15 protein-coding genes are annotated in these 17115 nt (G+C 63.4%); 13 read left to right on the forward strand and 2 right to left on the reverse strand.

The annotated features are described in order from the left end of the window. Positions 1-44: 44 nt before the first annotated feature. On the forward strand, positions 45-623 hold the full coding sequence (locus ACK5L9_RS02855) for an HD domain-containing protein (RefSeq protein ID WP_416909952.1): 579 nt from the start codon (positions 45-47) through the stop codon (positions 621-623). Between the two features lie 14 nt (positions 624-637). Here the strand turns inward: ACK5L9_RS02855 and ACK5L9_RS02860 are convergent, their stop codons facing one another. Next, positions 638-847: a hypothetical protein gene (locus tag ACK5L9_RS02860; protein WP_416909938.1), complete on the reverse strand. Its 210-nt coding sequence runs from the start codon at positions 845-847 to the stop codon at positions 638-640. Between the two features lie 69 nt (positions 848-916). On the opposite strand from ACK5L9_RS02860, the gene ACK5L9_RS02865 reads away from it, so the two are divergent. The 9 genes from ACK5L9_RS02865 (at position 917) to ACK5L9_RS02905 (ending at position 10731) form a co-directional block, all read left to right on the forward strand. Then, on the forward strand, positions 917-2128 hold the full coding sequence (locus ACK5L9_RS02865) for an NADP-dependent isocitrate dehydrogenase (protein WP_416909939.1): 1212 nt from the start codon (positions 917-919) through the stop codon (positions 2126-2128). Positions 2129-2264: 136 nt separating this feature from the next. Then, positions 2265-2933: a phosphoribosylformylglycinamidine synthase subunit PurQ gene (purQ, locus tag ACK5L9_RS02870; RefSeq protein ID WP_416909940.1), complete on the forward strand. Its 669-nt coding sequence runs from the start codon at positions 2265-2267 to the stop codon at positions 2931-2933. A 102-nt stretch (positions 2934-3035) separates the two neighbouring features. Next, positions 3036-4781: a sensor histidine kinase gene (locus tag ACK5L9_RS02875; RefSeq protein WP_416909941.1), complete on the forward strand. Its 1746-nt coding sequence runs from the start codon at positions 3036-3038 to the stop codon at positions 4779-4781. Between the two features lie 18 nt (positions 4782-4799). After that, positions 4800-6125, forward strand: a complete 1326-nt coding sequence (locus tag ACK5L9_RS02880; RefSeq protein WP_416909942.1) for a sigma-54-dependent transcriptional regulator — start codon at positions 4800-4802, stop codon at positions 6123-6125. A gap of 139 nt (positions 6126-6264) precedes the next feature. Continuing rightward, a complete protein-coding gene (locus tag ACK5L9_RS02885; RefSeq protein WP_416909943.1) occupies positions 6265-6465 on the forward strand; it encodes a DUF2892 domain-containing protein in 201 nt (66 codons plus the stop codon). Positions 6466-7088: 623 nt separating this feature from the next. Further along, on the forward strand, positions 7089-8276 hold the full coding sequence (metZ, locus tag ACK5L9_RS02890) for an O-succinylhomoserine sulfhydrylase (protein ID WP_416909944.1): 1188 nt from the start codon (positions 7089-7091) through the stop codon (positions 8274-8276). An 86-nt stretch (positions 8277-8362) separates the two neighbouring features. Further along, positions 8363-9325, forward strand: coding sequence for a GTP cyclohydrolase FolE2 (gene folE2, locus ACK5L9_RS02895; RefSeq protein ID WP_416909945.1), 963 nt, complete (start codon positions 8363-8365; stop codon positions 9323-9325). Positions 9326-9376: 51 nt separating this feature from the next. Further along, positions 9377-9847, forward strand: a complete 471-nt coding sequence (locus ACK5L9_RS02900; protein WP_416909946.1) for a YbaK/EbsC family protein — start codon at positions 9377-9379, stop codon at positions 9845-9847. A 47-nt stretch (positions 9848-9894) separates the two neighbouring features. Then, positions 9895-10731 (forward strand): aldo/keto reductase, encoded by an 837-nt coding sequence (locus ACK5L9_RS02905; RefSeq protein WP_416909947.1) that lies wholly within the window; start codon positions 9895-9897, stop codon positions 10729-10731. A gap of 5 nt (positions 10732-10736) precedes the next feature. On the opposite strand, the gene ACK5L9_RS02910 is transcribed toward ACK5L9_RS02905, so the two are convergent. Next, positions 10737-11531 (reverse strand): alpha/beta hydrolase, encoded by a 795-nt coding sequence (locus ACK5L9_RS02910; RefSeq protein ID WP_416909948.1) that lies wholly within the window; start codon positions 11529-11531, stop codon positions 10737-10739. A gap of 227 nt (positions 11532-11758) precedes the next feature. On the opposite strand from ACK5L9_RS02910, the gene ACK5L9_RS02915 reads away from it, so the two are divergent. Genes ACK5L9_RS02915 through ACK5L9_RS02925 form a run of 3 tightly spaced genes read left to right on the forward strand, consistent with a single transcriptional unit; the run spans position 11759 to position 16961 of the window. Further along, positions 11759-12817 carry an efflux RND transporter periplasmic adaptor subunit gene (locus ACK5L9_RS02915; RefSeq protein ID WP_416909949.1) on the forward strand — a complete coding sequence of 353 codons (1059 nt, stop codon included), beginning with the start codon at positions 11759-11761 and terminating at the stop codon, positions 12815-12817. Beyond that, complete coding sequence (locus ACK5L9_RS02920) at positions 12814-13914, forward strand: efflux RND transporter periplasmic adaptor subunit (protein ID WP_416909950.1); 1101 nt, start codon at positions 12814-12816, stop codon at positions 13912-13914. Before ACK5L9_RS02915 ends, ACK5L9_RS02920 begins: the two co-directional genes overlap by 4 nt. Further along, a complete protein-coding gene (locus ACK5L9_RS02925; RefSeq protein ID WP_416909951.1) occupies positions 13911-16961 on the forward strand; it encodes an efflux RND transporter permease subunit in 3051 nt (1016 codons plus the stop codon). Before ACK5L9_RS02920 ends, ACK5L9_RS02925 begins: the two co-directional genes overlap by 4 nt. Positions 16962-17115: the final 154 nt, after the last annotated feature.

Below are 17115 nucleotides of genomic sequence, written 5' to 3' on the forward strand. Positions count from 1 at the left end.
CCGCCGCCTCGGCGCTGATGGACGGGCGGGCGGTTGACGGTGACATGGGCGCGCGGCTGGCCTTTCTGGCCGAGGCCGACCGGCTGAAATCGGTGTGCCGGGCCAGCCCGCTTTGCGATGGCTCGCGCCGGGAAAACAGTGCCGAACACAGTTGGCATCTGGCGCTGTACGCGCTGGTCATGGCGCCGCATGCGGGCAAGGGCGTCGATATTGGCCGGGTCGTCCGCATGCTGATCCTGCACGATCTGGTCGAGATCGACGCGGGCGACGTGCCGATCCATTCCGCGCAGGGGCAGGCCCATGATGGCGCCGCGCAACTGGCCGCCGAACAACAGGCCGCAGATCGGATCTTCGGGCTTTTGCCCGACGGGCAGGGACAGACGTTCCGCGCGCTGTGGGATGAGTTCGAGGCGAACCGGACGCCCGCCGCCATGTTTGCCAAATCGCTGGACCGGGCGCAGCCAGTGATGCAGAACATCGCATCCGGCGGCGGCACCTGGGTCGAATATGGCGTGACCCATGACCAGTTGGTCCGACGCGTGGGTGTGCGGATCGCCAAGGGCGCGCCGGAATTGTGGCACTGGCTGGACGGGCGGGCGGCGGCATATTTCGATCAGAACTGATCGCCCGCGTGCCTTCAGCGGGCCCAATCCGGCGCTGACTGGCCGTTCCACACATCAGCGATATTCAGGCGGATCTGGTCGATCTGCCCCGGTGTCGCGCGCCGGTCGATCCACAGCCGCCCGCCCGCCCGTGTCATCCCTTTCAGGCCGGGCAGAACCGACAACGCAAAAGCGGCACCCGAGGTCAGCAGAAAAGTTGCAATCTGAACTGCATACCATCGCATACCGTCTTTCCTTTTCATCCCGATCACTGTATAGGGCGGCCAAGCGAAGCTTAACCAAAGGGGACACCCATGTCGAAGATCAAGGTAGAAAACCCCGTCGTCGAGCTGGACGGCGATGAGATGACCCGGATCATCTGGGATTTCATCAAGCAGAAGCTGATCCTGCCTTATCTCGACATCGACCTGAAATATTACGATCTGGGTATCGAGGAACGTGATCGTACCGACGACCAGATCACCGTGGATGCCGCCGAGGCGATCAAGCAATACGGCGTCGGCGTCAAATGTGCGACCATCACCCCCGATGAGGCGCGGGTCGAGGAATTTGGCCTGAAAAAGATGTGGCGCAGCCCCAATGGCACGATCCGCAACATCCTGGGCGGCGTGATCTTCCGTCAGCCGATCATCTGCCGGAACGTGCCGCGTCTGGTGCCGGGCTGGACCCAGCCCATCGTCGTCGGCCGTCACGCCTATGGCGACCAGTACCGCGCCACCGATTTCCTGTTTCCCGGCAAGGGCAAGCTGACGATGAAATTCGTCGGCGAGGACGGCACCGTGATCGAGCGCGAGGTGTTCGATGCCCCCGCCGCCGGTGTGGCGATGGGAATGTACAACCTCGACCAGTCGATCATCGACTTTGCCCGCGCCAGCATGAACTATGGCCTCAATCTGGGCTGGCCCGTCTATCTGTCCACCAAGAACACCATTCTCAAGGCCTATGACGGCCGGTTCAAGGATCTGTTCCAGAAGGTGTACGAAGAAGAATTCGAGGACAAGTTCAAGAAGGCCGGCATTCACTATGAACACCGCCTGATCGACGACATGGTGGCCAGCGCGCTGAAATGGTCGGGCGGCTATGTCTGGGCCTGCAAGAACTATGACGGCGATGTGCAGTCTGATACTGTTGCGCAGGGCTTTGGCAGTCTGGGGCTGATGACCAGCGTGCTGATGACGCCGGACGGACAGACCGTCGAGGCCGAGGCCGCCCATGGCACCGTCACCCGCCATTATCGCGAGCATCAAAAGGGTAACGCCACCTCGACCAACTCGATTGCGTCGATCTATGCCTGGACGGGCGGGTTGAAGCATCGCGCCAAGCTGGACAACAACGCCGCGCTGGCGACCTTTGCCGACACGCTGGACAAGGTCACGGTGCAGGCGGTCGAGGACGGGTTCATGACCAAGGATCTGGCGCTGCTGGTCGGGCCGGATCAGAAATGGCTGACCACCATGGGCTATCTGGAAAAGGTGGACGAATACCTGAACAAGGCGCTGGCCTGAGCCAACACCCGCCGCTGAACAGGGCCGCGCAGCGATGCGCGGCCCTTTTTCGTTTCCGGGCCGCCGCGCCGAATTGTGCTTAACTGTCGGTGCCGTCTGCGATAAGGAAATGCGCAGCATCAGCCGGAGTTTTGCCATGAAAGCCGCCGTCATCACCTTTCCGGGTTCGAATTGCGACCGCGATCTGGCCGTTGCGCTGGAACGGGCCGGGGCGCGTGTGGCGCGGGTCTGGCACAAGGATGACGCCTTGCCGGCGCGTACCGATCTGGTCGCGGTGCCGGGCGGGTTTTCCTATGGCGATTATCTGCGCTGCGGGGCGATTGCCGCGCATTCGCCGATTGCCGGCGCGCTTGCGGCGCATGCGGCACGGGGGGGGTTCGTTCTGGGAATCTGCAACGGGTTTCAGGTGCTGACCGAACTGGGCCTGTTGCCCGGCGCGCTGATGCGCAATCAGGGGCTGACATTCCTGTGCAAGCCCGCCGCGCTGACGGTGGTAACGAATGACAGCACCTTTACCTCGGGCTATGCCGCCGGTCAGCGGATCACCGTGCCGGTCGCCCATCATGACGGCAATTATCAGATCGCCCCTGAAGGGCTGACCGAATTGCGCGATCAGGACCGCATCGCGTTCACCTATGCGCCCGGAATCAACGGCTCGGTCGCGGATATTGCCGGGGTGCTGTCGGCCAATCGCCGGGTGCTGGGAATGATGCCCCACCCCGAGCGTGCGGCCGATCCCGCAATTGGCGGAATGGATGGCGCGGCGCTGTTTACCGCCGTTACTGACGGGCTGGTCAACGCCTGACTTGAGCAAAGCGGGCTGCGCGACTAGATTGCGTCAATTAACCCAAGCGGGCGCAGCCGATTGACACAGGACAGAAGCAACAAACGCAGGCCCTTGCGGCGGATGGGAGTCCGGCCGGCGAATCCGTGGTGGCTGCGTTCCGCGGTGGCGCTGATCTTTGTCACGGCGCTGGCCTCGATCTGGGTGACGAATGCCTGGCTGACCGAACGGTTTTCCGAAACCACGCGTGTCCGGTCGGAATTGCGGCTGGCGCTTTATTCGGGAAACCTGCTGTCGGAATTGCAGCGTACCTCGGTCGTGCCGCTGCTGCTGGCGCGCGATCCGGCGCTGATCGGCTCGCTGACCAATAACGACTTTTCGACCACATCGGCCCGGCTGATGGCCGCACAAAAGGAAATCGGCGCGGCCTCGATCCGGTTGCTGGATGCCTCGGGGCGAACGGTGGGATCGACCGACCGCTATCAGATCGGTACGAACAATGTGCAGGCCCCGTTCTTCGTCGAGGCGCTGCGGTCGCGCGACACAGTTTTTTCCGTATGGAATCAGGGTGTTGGCGCTTATGAATTTACCTATTCCCGCGCCATCGTCGCGGATGGCAAGACGTTGGGGGTGATTGTCGTCGGGGCGGATCTGACGCGGCTGGAACGGTCATGGGCAGGGATTTCGGACGCGGTTGCCGTGACCGACAGCGAGGGTAACATTATCCTGGCGACCGAACCGCGATGGCGCGGGCTGACCATGCCCGAGGCGCTGGCCGTGCGATCCGCGCCTTCGGCCATCCAGCGGGCGTTTCAGGTGACTGCCGATTGGACGAACATGCCGCCCGACGCCTATGTCAAGGGCCGCGCGGTGATGCGCAGCGAGGTGCGCATCTCGTTTCGCGGCTGGCGGATGATCAGCTTTACCACCTATGGCTCGATCCGGGAAAGGGTGAACGCCGTCCTTGCGCTGGAGATCATGGGCTTTGCCATCCTGCTGGCCGGGACGTTCTGGCTGCTGTCGCGGCGCGCGCGGCTGCAATCGGCGGCCTATATGCGCGAATCGGCCGATCTGCGCGCCCTGAACGCTCGCCTCACGCGCGAGATCGCCGAACGAGAGCGGATGCAAAAGGAATTGCGCGTCGCCGAACAGACCGTGCAGCAATCCTCGAAGCTGGCCGCCCTGGGCGAGATGTCGGCCGGCGTCAGCCACGAGCTGAATCAGCCCCTGGCGGCGATGAAGACCTATCTGGCGGGCGCGCGGCTGCTGTTGCAGCGCAGCCGGCCCGAAGAGGCGCTGTCATCCTTTCAGCGCATCGACGACCTGATCGAGCGGATGGGCGCGATCACCCGGCAGCTCAAATCCTTTGCCCGCAAGGGTGGCGAGGCAGTCGAACCCGTGGATCTGCGCGCCGCTGTCAGTTCCGCGCTGACCATGATGGAGCCGCAACTGCGCAGCCGCACCATCCGCATCGAACGCAGCATCCCGCGCGATCCGGTGATGGTGCTGGCCGACCGGATCCGGCTGGAGCAGGTGATCATCAATCTGCTGCGCAATGCCGTCGATGCGGTTCGGGGACGTCGCGACGCGCGGATCGAGATCGAGGTCGAGGCCGGGTCTCACGCCTATGTGTCGGTTCGTGATAACGGTCCGGGTGTTTCAGACCTGGAAAAACTGTTTGAACCTTTCTGGACGACGAAAAAGCCGGGTGAGGGGACCGGACTGGGGCTTGCGATTTCATCCACCATCGTGGCGGATTTCGGAGGTCGCCTGACTGCGCATAACGAGACCGGCGGGGGCGCGGTCTTCTGGGTTGAACTGCCACTCTACCGGCCAGGAGAGTCCGAAGGGACGCTGGCCGCCGAGTGATATCGATAGGAAATGCTCATGTCACGAAAGTTAAAGATTGCCATAGTCGATGACGAGCCCGACATGCGGGAATCGATCAGCCAGTGGCTGGTCCTGTCGGGCTTTGAAACCGAGACATTCGCAAGCGCCGAGGATGCGCTGAAGGTCATCGGCCCCGATTGGCCGGGGGCCGTGGTGTCCGACATCCGGATGCCGGGAATGGATGGCATCGCGTTTCTCAAGCGGCTGATGGGCATCGATTCGGCCCTGCCTGTGATCATGATTACCGGTCACGGCGACGTGCCCATGGCGGTCGAGGCGATGCGAATCGGTGCGCTGGATTTCATGGAAAAGCCGTTCAATCCGGACCGGATGACGCAGCTTGCCAAGAAAGCCACGCAGATGCGGCGCATGACGCTGGACAACCGCGCGCTGCGCCGCGACCTGTCCGAGGGCCAGCAGGTCATGTCCAAGCTGATCGGCTCTAGCCCGGTGGTCGAACGCCTGCGCGAGGATATTCTGGATCTGGGGCAGGCGGACGGGCATGTGCTGATCGACGGCGAGACCGGCACCGGCAAGACGCTGGTGGCCCATGCGCTGCATGCGGTCGGGCCGCGCGCCTCGCGGAAATTCGTGCCGCTGTCCTGCGCCGCCTATCACGAGGAGATGCTTTCCGTGCGCCTGTTCGGCCCGGTCGAGGACGGGTTGCCCGCTGTCGAAGAGGCGCGGGGCGGAACGCTGTGCCTTGAGGATGTCGAGGCGCTGTCGGAACCGTTGCAGGCGCGTCTGCTGGCCTTCATCAGCGATCAGGGCGTGCCGGCGGAAACCCGGATCATCGCCATCTCGAACGCGCGGGGCGAGGGGCGCAGGGCCGAAGATTCGCTGCGCCCGGATTTGTTCTATCGCCTGTCGGCGCTGAAGATCACCCTGCCGCCGCTGCGCGCGCGTGGCGAGGATATTCTGGCGCTGTTCACGCGGATGATCGAACAGTTTTCCGAGGAATATGGCTGCGAGCCGCCGCAGATCAGTGCGCAAGAGGCCGCGCAACTGTTACAGGCCCCCTGGCCCGGCAATATCCGCCAGTTGATCAATGTGGCCGAACGCGCGGTCTTGCAGAACCGGCGCGGCACGGGTTCGATCACGTCGCTGCTGATGGCCGATGGCGACGAGGCACAAGAGGCGACCACGACCGAGGGCAAGCCGCTGAAGGAATATGTCGAGAGCTTTGAAAAGATGCTGATCGACAACACCATGCGTCGCCACAAGGGCAGCGTCGCCAGCGTCATGGAGGAACTGTGCCTGCCACGCCGGACCCTGAACGAGAAGATGGCGAAATACGGGTTGCAGCGCAGCGATTATCTTTGACCGGGTTTCGCCGTGCCCCTTCATGCCCGGAACACGGCACGGGCAAACGGTACGGGGGGCCGGGTGTGACGTCACGACGCAACTCGCTTTCGCGCGAGGAATCATATATATTGTCGTGAATGTAAACGGAGTGTTCGCAATGACCCGGAATGTCGGCGGTATTGACCGCATCCTGCGAATTGTTGTCGGCCTTGCGCTTTTGGTCGGCTTCCTGCTGGACAGCACCGCAAGCTATCGCTGGCTTTATCTGCTGGGGATCGTTCCCCTGCTGACAGGGTTGTTCCAGACCTGTCCGGCCTACAGCATCCTGGGCGTCAGTACCTGCAAGCTGCGGCGCTGACGGAGGTTCGCGAATAGCCAAGCCCCAAAAAAACCGGGGACGGGTGGAGCCGCCCCCGGCGCTTTTGGCTTGACCCTGCGTATGACCAAACACAAGCCACACCGCAACAGACGCAAGGCCCTGCGCATACCGGGTAATAAATGCACCATTTACACACTACTTTACCGCGAGCGAACTGAAGGCCCACAAGCCGGTTTCAAACCACTCACAGTTAAAAAGATAAAATCCGTCGCTTGCCAAACCACTAGCTGTCCGCAGATTTCGGACCTGACTATCGGTACATCGCATCCAACCCTTACACCGGTGCCGCGGACCAAAGACGATCTTACCGTGAACATTGCGGCCACACGTTGAAGATTTCAGTTCCTTGCTATCTTCATGGATACCCTAGCCACTCAAAAGAATATCACAACCTGTCCATTTGGACAGATTTCGTTTTTTCGTCCTATCTTATTGAAAAGAATGGCGATGACTTGCCAATGGGGCGAGTTTTTACCAGCAGATTCTCGCCTGCATGGTGCGCATTTTCGCGAGGCCGGCAAAGCCTTGCCGCAAGCAACGGACTTGCACTGCGGGACAGCGGGGGATAACCCGGCAGAATCAGCACAAAGGGCAGCACCGACATGAGCGTCACCTCCGCAAAGGGTCTTCATCCGCGCACGCAGGCCGTCCATCATGGCAGCCGCCGCAGCCAGTATGGTGAAATGGCCGAGGCGATTTTCCTGACTCAGGGGTTTGTCTATGACAGCGCCGCGCAAGCCGAGGCGCGGTTCGTCGAAACCGGGCCCGATGAGTTCATCTATGCCCGCTATGGCAACCCGACCAGCCGCATGTTCGAGGATCGAATCGCCGCACTTGAGGGGACCGAGGATGCCTTTGCCACTGCCAGCGGCATGGCGGCGGTGAATGGCGCGATGTTTTCCATGTGCAGCCCCGGCGATCACGTCGTCGCGGCGCGGGCACTGTTCGGTTCCTGCCTTTACGTTCTGGACCTGCTGGTGAAATTCGGGGTCGAGGTCAGCTATGTCGATGGCACCGATCTTGCGCAATGGAAGGCGGCGATCCGTTCGGGAACGAAGGCGGTGTTCTTCGAATCCGTCTCGAATCCGGGGCTTGAGGTGATCGACCTGAAATCCGTGGCCGATCTGGCCCATGCGGCGGGGGCGGTCGTTGTGGTCGATAACGTCTTTGCCACGCCGGTCTTTTCGCGCGCGGTCGGGCTGGGGGCAGATGTCGTGGTCTATTCGGCGACCAAACATATCGACGGCGGCGGGCGCGCGCTGGCCGGGGTGATCTGCGGCACGCGCGACTATATCCGCGGCGTGGTCGAACCCTATGTCAAACATACCGGAGGCGCGATCAGCCCGTTTCACAGCTGGATCATGCTGAACGGGCTGACGACCATGGATCTGCGGGTGCGGGCGCAGGCAGACGGCGCGCTGACCATCGCCCGCGCCATGCAGGGCCATCCGCGCCTGTCGCGGGTGATCTATCCGGGTCTGCCGGATCATCCGCAGCACGATCTGGCCATGGCGCAGATGGGGTCGGGCGGCACCATGATCGCGCTTGAGGTAAGGGGCGGCAAGGATGCGGCCTTCGACGTTCTGGACCGGCTGCAAATCATCAGGATTTCCAATAATCTGGGCGATGCCAAATCCATAGTGACCCATCCGGCGACGACGACGCATCAGCGTCTGTCGGACGAGGACAAGGCGCGGCTGGGTATTTCTGCGGGCCTGTTGCGGCTGTCCGTCGGGCTGGAGGATGCGCAGGATCTGATCGCCGATTTGCGGCAGGCGCTTGGAAACTGAATAGGCCGGGCAGGTTTTTTCGCGTAAATGCTTTTGGATTGCGCGATAGCCCCTATATTCAGGCGGTAACTGGGGAAGGAATGCGCATGTCCGAGAACCGCCCGATCATCCCTGCCTATCCGGCGCTGGCGCGCGAATACGACGTCGGTTTCCGCGTCGATGAGGCCTATAAGGCTGGTCTGCCCGATCTTCAGAACGGCCCGGCCAGCCTGATCGTCGGTGCCCGCGCGCCGATCCAGCATGTCGGCATCTCGAATTTCCGGCTGCCGATCCGCTATCAGACCCGAGATGGCGGCGAGATCGCGCTGGAAACCAGCGTAACCGGCACTGTCAGCCTTGATGCCGACCGCAAGGGCATCAACATGTCCCGAATCATGCGGTCCTTTTACGGCCATTCCGATCACCTGTTCAGCCTTCGCGTGCTTGAGGCGGCGCTGAACGATTACAAGGCCGATCTGGACGCGTTCGACGCGCGTATCCAGATGCGCCTGTCTTATCCGATCCGCGTGGATTCGCTGCGCTCGGGCCTGTCGGGCTGGCAATATTACGACATCGCCCAAGAGGTGATCGAATCGCAGGGCACGCGGCTGCGGGTCATGCATTTCGACTATGTCTATTCCTCGACCTGCCCCTGTTCGCTGGAACTGTCCGAACCCGCCCGTGAAACGCGCTCGCGTCTGGCGACCCCCCATTCGCAGCGGTCCATCGCGCGGATCTCGGCCGTGATGAAGGGGCCGGAAAAGATCTGGTTCGAGGATATGGTCGAACTGTGCCGTCGCGCGGTGCCGACCGAAACTCAGGTCATGGTCAAGCGCGAGGATGAACAGGCATTCGCGGAACTGAACGCCTCGAACCCGATCTTTGTCGAGGATGCTGTGCGCGCCTTTGCTGCGCAGTTGCTGGCCGATCCACGGATCGGCGATTTCCGGGTGGTGGCCAGCCATCAGGAATCGCTGCATTCGCATGATGCGGTCAGCCTGCTGACCGACGGGCCGACTTTCGCGCAAAACTCGCTGGATCCGATGACATTCGCCGGATTGCGCGCCTGACCCTTTCGCCCGTCCGTTCCTGCGGCTAGGGTTCGTACCAGGGAGGCGCGGATGAGCAAAAGTCTGAAACGTGTCAGGGCGGCGCTGGAAGCCGCCGGAGAGCCGGTCGAGATCCTGGAAATGGGGGAATCTACGCGAACGGCAGCCGAGGCCGCCGCAGCGGCGGGTTGCGAGGTCGATCAGATCGCCAAGTCGATCATCTTTCGCGGGCAGGACAGCGGCCATGTCGTGCTGTTCCTGACGGCGGGGGGCAATCGCGTCGATCCGGCCAAGGCCGCGCAGGTGGCGGGGCAGCCTCTGGGCAAGGCCGACGCCGCGCTGATCCGCGAGGAAACCGGCTTTGCCATTGGCGGCGTGGCACCGGTCGGGCATCTGAACCCGGTGACGGCCTATTACGACCCGCGCCTGTCCGATTTCGAGCGGGTCTGGGCGGCGGCGGGTACGCCGCGCCACATTTTCGCCATCGCGCCGGATCGCCTGCTGGCGATCACCGGGGCTGAACCTGCCGATTTCACCGGCTGACACAGGGTCGGAATTTCAGCGAATTTTCACAGCAAAGGAGCGGCGCGATGGAACAGCCGATGATGACTTTCAGTGACGGCCACAAGATGCCGCAGATCGGGGCGGGTGTCTGGCAGGTGCCTGCCGGGGATACCGCGCGTGTGGTCGGCGAGGCCTTGCAGATCGGCTATCGCCTGATCGACGGGGCGCGGGCCTATGGAAACGAGGAGGGTCTGGGCGAGGGGGTCCGCAACTCCGATGTGCCGCGCGATCAGATCTTTGTCACGACAAAGCTGTGGAACAGCGATCAGGGCCATGACCAGACGCTGCGGGCCTTCGATGCCAGCATGGGGCGGCTGGGGCTGGATTATCTGGACCTGTACCTGATCCACTGGCCGATGGCGATGGTCGATACCTATGTGGAAACCTGGAAGGCGCTGATCCGGCTGCGCGACGAAGGGCGGGTGCGCTCGATCGGGGTCGCCAATTTCCACGAGGCGCATCTGCGTCGCCTGATGGATGAAACCGGCGTCCTGCCGGTGCTGAACCAGATAGAGCTGCACCCCACGCTGATCCAGTCCGACATGCGCGCGGTGAACGAACGCCTCGGCATCGTCACCCAAAGCTGGAGCCCGCTGGGGCGCGGCGATTTCGACCTGCCCGAGATCGTCGCCATGGCCGAAAGGCTGGGCCGGACGCCCGCGCAGGTGGTGCTGCGCTGGCATATCCAGAACGGGCTGTCGGTTATTCCGAAATCGGCGCGCAAGGAACGTCTGGCGCAGAATTTCGACGTCCTGGATTTTGCTCTTGGCGCGCAGGACATGGCGGCGCTGGACGCGCTGGATCGCGGCCACCGTGTAGGCCCGGACCCCGAAACTTTTGACCTGCGCCGCCAGCCGGGCTGACGGCGTCAGCGCGCGCCGATCAGGCGCTGCGTCAGGGGGCTGTCGGGGCTTGCAAGCGCCGCGATCACGTCGAAATGGTGGCGGCCGGGGTCAATCACGAAATCAGTCGCGACGCCCATTCCCGCCCAGCTATCGGCCAGAAGCCGCGCCTGCCGGATGAACTCGGGCCGCTCGGCCCCGCCGACCCATGCAGTGACGGGGATACCGGTCAGCGGGGTCAGAAGGGCGGGGCTTTCGGCCAGCGCCTCGGGCTTGTCCAGATGCAGCGTGTCGTTCATCGCGGTGCGCAGCATCGGGCGCAGATCGCTGAGCGGCGAGATCGGCACGCAGGCGGTGACGCGGGCCGCGACATCCTCGGGCAGGGTGCCGTCATCGCAGATCATCCGCGCCGACAGATGCCCGCCCGCCGAATGCCCGGTGATCGCGATGGGGCCGTCGATCCGCTTGGCGGCGGCGGTGATCGCGGCGGCGACCTCGTGCGTCATCTGGCCGATCCGCGCTTCGGGGGCCAGCGTATAAGCCGGCATGGCCACTGCCCATCCTTCGGCCAGAGGCCCGGCCGCCAGATCCGACCAGGCCGATGGATCGAAGGACATCCAGAAACCGCCATGGATGAACACCGCCAGCCCACGCGCCGTACCCTTCGGGCGAAACAGATGCCCCCGGCCAAGGGCCTCGGGGGGATGGGCGTCGCGAAAGGCCTGCGCGTTGCGGATCCAGCGCGGGGGATATGTGTCGCCATTCGGGATATGCGGGCCGTTGGCATAGGCATCATCCCAGTCAGTGATGTGATAAAACATGATTTTTCCTTCCCTTTCGGTCAGGTGAACGCGCTGTCCCGTCGCGGTCAAGAGCACAGATTGGAAATGATGCATTTCGCACCGCCTCGCCGTTCCTCTGCTGTCCTCGGGCTGCGGGGATCACGCAAATTTTCGCAAAAAAATCAGGATGACGTAACGGCATGGGGCTTCTCATCCATCGGTTGATGGCGCAGATAATTCGCATCAACATTGTGCTTATCGGGCTGATGCGTTTTCTGATTGTTTTCGTGGCCTTTGGATTGGCGATAACGGCTTGCCGGGCCGGGGCCGAAGATTTGCGCGTCGAATTCGTGACCGCAGGGGTCAGGCCGCTGAATCTGGATCTGGCGCTGTCGGGCACAATCGAGGCGTGGGACAGCGTCGAACTGGGTTTTCGCCAAAGCGGCAGGGTCGTCGAGGTGCTGGTGGATGAAGGTGATCGCGTCGCGCCGGGTCAGGCCATGGCGCGGCTGGATCCGGTGCAGCAGGATCAGGCACTGAAGGTCGCCGCGGCCAGTCTGGTTGCCGCCCGCGTGGTCGAAGCGCAGGCCCGTCAGGCCAGCCAGCGGGCCGATGCGATGCTGGCGCGCGGCGTCGGAACGCGTGCCGCGCGTGACGATGCCAGACGCGGGCTGGCCGATGCCGAGGGTGCGGTCAGGCGCGCGGAAAGCGGCGTCGATCAAGCGCAGCGCGCGCTGGAGGAAACGGTACTGCGCGCGCCCGGTGCCGCCGTGGTGACACGCCGCGACATGGCCCCCGGCATGATTGTCGGACCGGCGCAGCCCGTGGTGGCGCTGGCCAGCGTGGACGGGCTGGAGGCGGTGTTCAACTCGCCCGACCATCCCTTGCTTGACAATGCGATGGGGGCCGGGGTGCAACTTGACACGCTGGATATCGACACGCCGCAAATGACCGGAACCGTGACCGAGATCGCGCCGCTTGTCGATCCTGTGACGGGTACGGTGACGGTCCGGGCGCGGATCGACAGCGCCACCGAGGGCGGGATCCGGCTTCTGGGGGCCGCCGTGCGCGGACGCCTGCGGATCCGCAGCGACAGCGGGGTGGTCATCCCCTGGGCGGCTCTGACGCGGCAGGGCGAAAATCCGGCGGTCTGGATCGTCGGCAAGGATAACCGCGTCGCGTTGGCCCCGGTCGAGATCATGTATTTCGCCGATGGCGAGGTCTATCTTTCCGGCGGGATTGACGAGGGGCAGACCGTCGTGGGCGCGGGATCGCAACAACTTTTCGCCGGCCGCATGGTCCAGCCCGTCGGGGTGGCCCCATGAGGCTGTGCTTTTGGGTTTTGGCCTTGCTGGCCGCGACACCGGCGGCGGCGTTCCAGTTGCCCGACTGGTTGCAGATGCGCAGCGAGGCGGCCACCGATCCTCTGCCCCGCCCGGTGGTGACGGAACTTGTCGAGGATCGCGGAACCGACGCGCGATCGGTTCCCGGTTTCGTAAAGTCGAAAACAGATGTTACCATGGCATTTCAGACACTTGGGCGAATGATTTCGCGTCATGTCGAGCTTGGAGAGCGGGTTCAGGCCGGGCAGGTTCTGGCTGAATTGGCGACCGAGGATATGGTCGCGACCACCCGTGCCGCCCGCGCTGGTCTGGATGCCGCCGAGGTACAGCTTTCCACCGCGCGCACCACCCTGTCCCGGACCGAGGCGCTGGTGGCGCGCAATGTTGCCTCGACCGCTCAACTGGAACAGGCGATGCGGGTCATGGCGGCGGCCGAGGCGGCGGCGGAACAGGCCCGGTCCGAACTGGTGCGCGCGCAGGATGTCGAAAGCTTCGCCAGAATGACCGCGCCCTTCGCGGGCGTCGTCAGCGCCGTGTTCGAGGCGCAGGGTGCAGTGGTCAGTGCCGGCACGCCGGTCTTGCAACTGTCAGCCGATGACGCGCGCGAAGCGGTGATAGACCTGCCCGAGGCGGCGTTGGCCTCGTTGTCTGACATGCCGGTATTCACTGTCTGGCAGCGCAGCGATCCCGCCGCCCAGGTGACGGCCACGCTGGCCCGGATTGATCCCCTTGCCGATGCGGCGACGCGAACGAGGCGGCTGTACCTGACCCTTCCGCAGGATGCGCCTTTCCGGCTGGGTGCGCTGATCCGCGCCAGGTTGGGGGCGGCGGACGATCCGGCGCTGACCCTGTCCGAAAAGGCGGTGTTTCAGAAAGATGGCCAGCCCCATGTCTGGCGCGTCCGCCGCGATGGCGAGGGCGGACCGGGCCGGGTCGAGGCCGTCCCGGTCGTGATCGCCCCAAGCTTTGACGGGCGCAATCTGGTGATCGGTGGTCTGACGGCGGGCGACGAGGTGCTGATCCGGGGGGTGCAATCGGTACGAGCCGGGCAGGTCGTTGGGCGCAGGGTCGCGCCATGACGCGTTTCAACCTGTCAGACTGGGCGCTGAACCACCGCAGCTTCGTGTGGTTCCTGCTGATCGTGTCGATGCTGGCCGGGACGATCAGCTATCGCAATCTGGGCCGGGAAGAGGATCCGAATTTCACCATCAAGATCATGGTGATCGGGGCATCTCTGCCGGGTGCCAGCATCGAGGATACGCTGCTTCAGGTCACGTCCCGGATCGAAAAGAAACTTGAGGAACTGGACGAGCTGAAATTCACCCGCTCGGTCACGACGCCGGGGCAGACGGTCGTCTATGTCGAATTACTGCCCACCACGCGATCCGAAGCCGTACCCGAGATATGGAAGCGTGTCAGGCAGATGATGGCCGATGTGCAGCCTGAATTTCCACAGGAGTTTCAGGGATTTCGCTTTGTGGACGATTTCGGCGACGTGTTCGGAAATATTTATGGCTTCACCGCCGACGGCTTTAGCCCGCGCGAATTGCGCGACCGGGCAGAGGCCATCCGCAAGCGCGTCTCGGCCCTGCCGGCGGCGGGCAAGACGGAATTGCTTGGCGTTCAGGAGGAACGGGTTTATCTGGAGTTTTCCACTGCGCGGCTGGCGGCGATGGGGATCAACCAGCGGCAGGTTCTGGCGACGCTGGCGACGCAGAACGCCATCGCGCCATCAGGCGTCATTCAGGACGGGCCCGAGCGGGTTCTGGTCCGGGTGGGCGGGCGTTTCGACGATGCCGAATCCATCGCGGCGGTGAATTTGCGCATTGGCGAGAGGTTCTTCAACCTGAGCGATGTGGCGAAGGTGACGCGCGGATACGAAGATCCGCCGCAGACCCTGTTCCGCGTCAATGGCAAGCCCGCCATCGGCCTGCTGGTCGGAATGCGCAAGGGCGAGAATATTCAGGATTTCGGGGCCGATCTGGACCGGCTGATGACCCGCATGGCCAGCGATCTGCCCGTGGGGATCGAGATGGCCAAAGTCGCCGATCAGCCCGATGTCGTCAAACATGCGGTTGGCACCTTTATCAAGGCGCTGGCCGAGGCGGTGGCGATCGTGCTGATGGTCAGCTTTGTCAGCCTTGGCGTCCGGGCGGGCTTTGTGGTGACGCTGACCATTCCACTGGTTCTGGCGATTACCTTCGTGATCATGGAAATCTATGGAATCACGCTGCAACGGATCTCGCTCGGGGCGCTGATCATCGCGCTGGGGCTGCTGGTTGACGACGCGATGATCGCGATCGAGACGATGATCTCGCGGCTGGAAATCGGGGCCTCGCTGAACGAGGCGGCCAGCTATGCCTGGACTTCTATCGCCTTTCCGATGCTGACCGGCACGCTGGTCACGGTCGCGGGGTTCATTCCCATCGGCCTGAACGATTCTGCGGCAGGAGAGTTCACCTTTTCGCTGTTCGTGGTGATCGCGGTGTCGCTGCTGGTGTCATGGGTTGTGGCCGTTCTGTTCGCGCCGCTGCTGGGGGTCAGTTTCCTGAAGGCAAAGGCCGGGCATCACGAACACAAGGCAGGTCGGCTACGCCGTGCCTTTCACGGGCTGCTGCATCTGGGGATGCGGCATAAATGGCTGACCATCCTGCTGACTCTGCTGATCTTTGCCGGGTCGGTTTACGGCATGCGCTTTGTCGAGCAGCAGTTCTTTCCGACCTCGGACCGGACCGAGATCGTCGTCGATATCGTGGAACCGCAGAACGCCTCGATTGCGAAAACGCGCGCTGATATGGACCGGCTTGAGGGATATCTGGAGGGCGATCCTGACGTGCGGTTCCGCACATCCTATGTCGGGCGGGGCGCGCCGCGCTTTATTCTGGCGCTGGATGTGCCAACCCCCGGCCCGCATATGGGCCAGATTGTCATCCAGACCCCCGACCTCTTGGCCCGTGACCGGGTCAAGGCCAAGCTGAACGATATTGCCGCCCGCGAATTTCCCGGCGTCAATGTCTATGTGAAGAATCTGGAAATCGGTCCTCCGGTCGGCAAACCCGTGCAATACCGGGTCAGCGCCCCGGACCTGGATCAGGCGCGGGACGCCGCGCGGGGACTGGCCGCCGTTGTCGCGACCGAGCCGCGCCTGCGCGATCTGACCCTGGACTGGAACGAGCCCGCGCGGGTGATCCGCTTGCAGGTCGATCAGGATCAGGCGCGGCAACTGGGCGTGTCCAGTCAGGATGTCGCCGACGCGTTGTCGGTGGTGTTCTCGGGCCGAACGGTGACACAGTTGCGCGACAATATTTATCTGGTCAATGTCGTGGCGCGCGGTGTCGATGCCGACCGCGCATCGCTGGATTCGATCCGCAACCTGCAACTGACCACTGGTTCGGGCAAGAACATTCCGCTGATCTCGCTGGTCAGTCTGGCCTATGACACCGAACAGCCGCTGATCATTCAGCGCAATGGCGTGCCGACCGTGACCGTGCAGGCGGCGGTTGCCAGCAAGGACCAGCCCGCCACTCTGGTCGAGGCGCTGAAGGACAGGGTGGCGGATTATGCGGCCACGCTGCCGCCTTCGGTGACGATCGGGCTGGGAGGCTCGGTCGAGACATCGACCGAAAGCCAGCAGCCGATTGCAGCGGTGGTGCCCGTCATGTTGCTGATCATGGCCTTTCTGGTCATGGCGCAGATGCAAAGCTTTCGCCTGTCGTTGATCGTGTTCGCCGCCGCACCGCTTGGGCTGATCGGCGTCGTCGCGGTGCTGGTGCCGTTCGGCGTGCCGATGGGCTTTGTCGCTATTCTGGGGATTCTGGCACTGATCGGGATCCTGATCAGGAACTCGGTCATTCTGGTCAACGAAATTCAGGTGCTGCTGACCAAGGGCCGGACGCAATGGGATGCCGTGTTCGAGGCATCAGACAGCCGCGCCCGACCGATCCTGCTGACGGCGGCGGCGGCCTCGCTGGCGCTGATACCGATTTCGCGGCAGGTTTTCTGGGGGCCGATGGCATTTGCCATGATGGGCGGCATTATCGCGGGCACGTTGGTGACGCTGATCTTCGTGCCGGCGCTGTACTGCGCGGTGTTCCGGGTCCGCCCGCCGGATCGCAGCAGGGGCTGATCCTGCCGTTGTGATTGCCCGCGCGAAAACTGCCGTATTGTGGCCCGATCAAGCAGGCAGGGGGCCGGGTGTGTCAGACTCTTGACCGCCCGGACTGTCCTGACGCCTGCCGGTGGTGGTGGACGGCACGGCAAGCCGCACCAATGTCAGCGCC

The organism is Paracoccus sp. (in: a-proteobacteria) (assembly GCF_047973135.1).
In the GTDB taxonomy this organism is placed as follows: Bacteria; Pseudomonadota; Alphaproteobacteria; order Rhodobacterales; family Rhodobacteraceae; genus Paracoccus.

Excerpts from the sequence above, each read along its gene's own strand:
- ACK5L9_RS02910 (WP_416909948.1), bottom strand. The coding sequence starts at position 11,531 with ATGTTTTATCACATCACTGACTGGGATGATGCCTATGCCAACGGCCCG.
- ACK5L9_RS02915 (WP_416909949.1), top strand. The coding sequence starts at position 11,759 with ATGCGTTTTCTGATTGTTTTCGTGGCCTTTGGATTGGCGATAACGGCT.
- ACK5L9_RS02885 (WP_416909943.1), top strand. The coding sequence starts at position 6,265 with ATGACCCGGAATGTCGGCGGTATTGACCGCATCCTGCGAATTGTTGTC.
- ACK5L9_RS02875 (WP_416909941.1), top strand. The coding sequence starts at position 3,036 with ATGGGAGTCCGGCCGGCGAATCCGTGGTGGCTGCGTTCCGCGGTGGCG.
- ACK5L9_RS02865 (WP_416909939.1), top strand. The coding sequence starts at position 917 with ATGTCGAAGATCAAGGTAGAAAACCCCGTCGTCGAGCTGGACGGCGAT.
- ACK5L9_RS02920 (WP_416909950.1), top strand. The coding sequence starts at position 12,814 with ATGAGGCTGTGCTTTTGGGTTTTGGCCTTGCTGGCCGCGACACCGGCG.
- ACK5L9_RS02855 (WP_416909952.1), top strand. The coding sequence starts at position 45 with ATGGGCGCGCGGCTGGCCTTTCTGGCCGAGGCCGACCGGCTGAAATCG.
- ACK5L9_RS02905 (WP_416909947.1), top strand. The coding sequence starts at position 9,895 with ATGGAACAGCCGATGATGACTTTCAGTGACGGCCACAAGATGCCGCAG.
- metZ (WP_416909944.1), top strand. The coding sequence starts at position 7,089 with ATGAGCGTCACCTCCGCAAAGGGTCTTCATCCGCGCACGCAGGCCGTC.
- folE2 (WP_416909945.1), top strand. The coding sequence starts at position 8,363 with ATGTCCGAGAACCGCCCGATCATCCCTGCCTATCCGGCGCTGGCGCGC.
- ACK5L9_RS02880 (WP_416909942.1), top strand. The coding sequence starts at position 4,800 with ATGTCACGAAAGTTAAAGATTGCCATAGTCGATGACGAGCCCGACATG.
- ACK5L9_RS02900 (WP_416909946.1), top strand. The coding sequence starts at position 9,377 with ATGAGCAAAAGTCTGAAACGTGTCAGGGCGGCGCTGGAAGCCGCCGGA.
- purQ (WP_416909940.1), top strand. The coding sequence starts at position 2,265 with ATGAAAGCCGCCGTCATCACCTTTCCGGGTTCGAATTGCGACCGCGAT.
- ACK5L9_RS02860 (WP_416909938.1), bottom strand. The coding sequence starts at position 847 with ATGCGATGGTATGCAGTTCAGATTGCAACTTTTCTGCTGACCTCGGGT.
- ACK5L9_RS02925 (WP_416909951.1), top strand. The coding sequence starts at position 13,911 with ATGACGCGTTTCAACCTGTCAGACTGGGCGCTGAACCACCGCAGCTTC.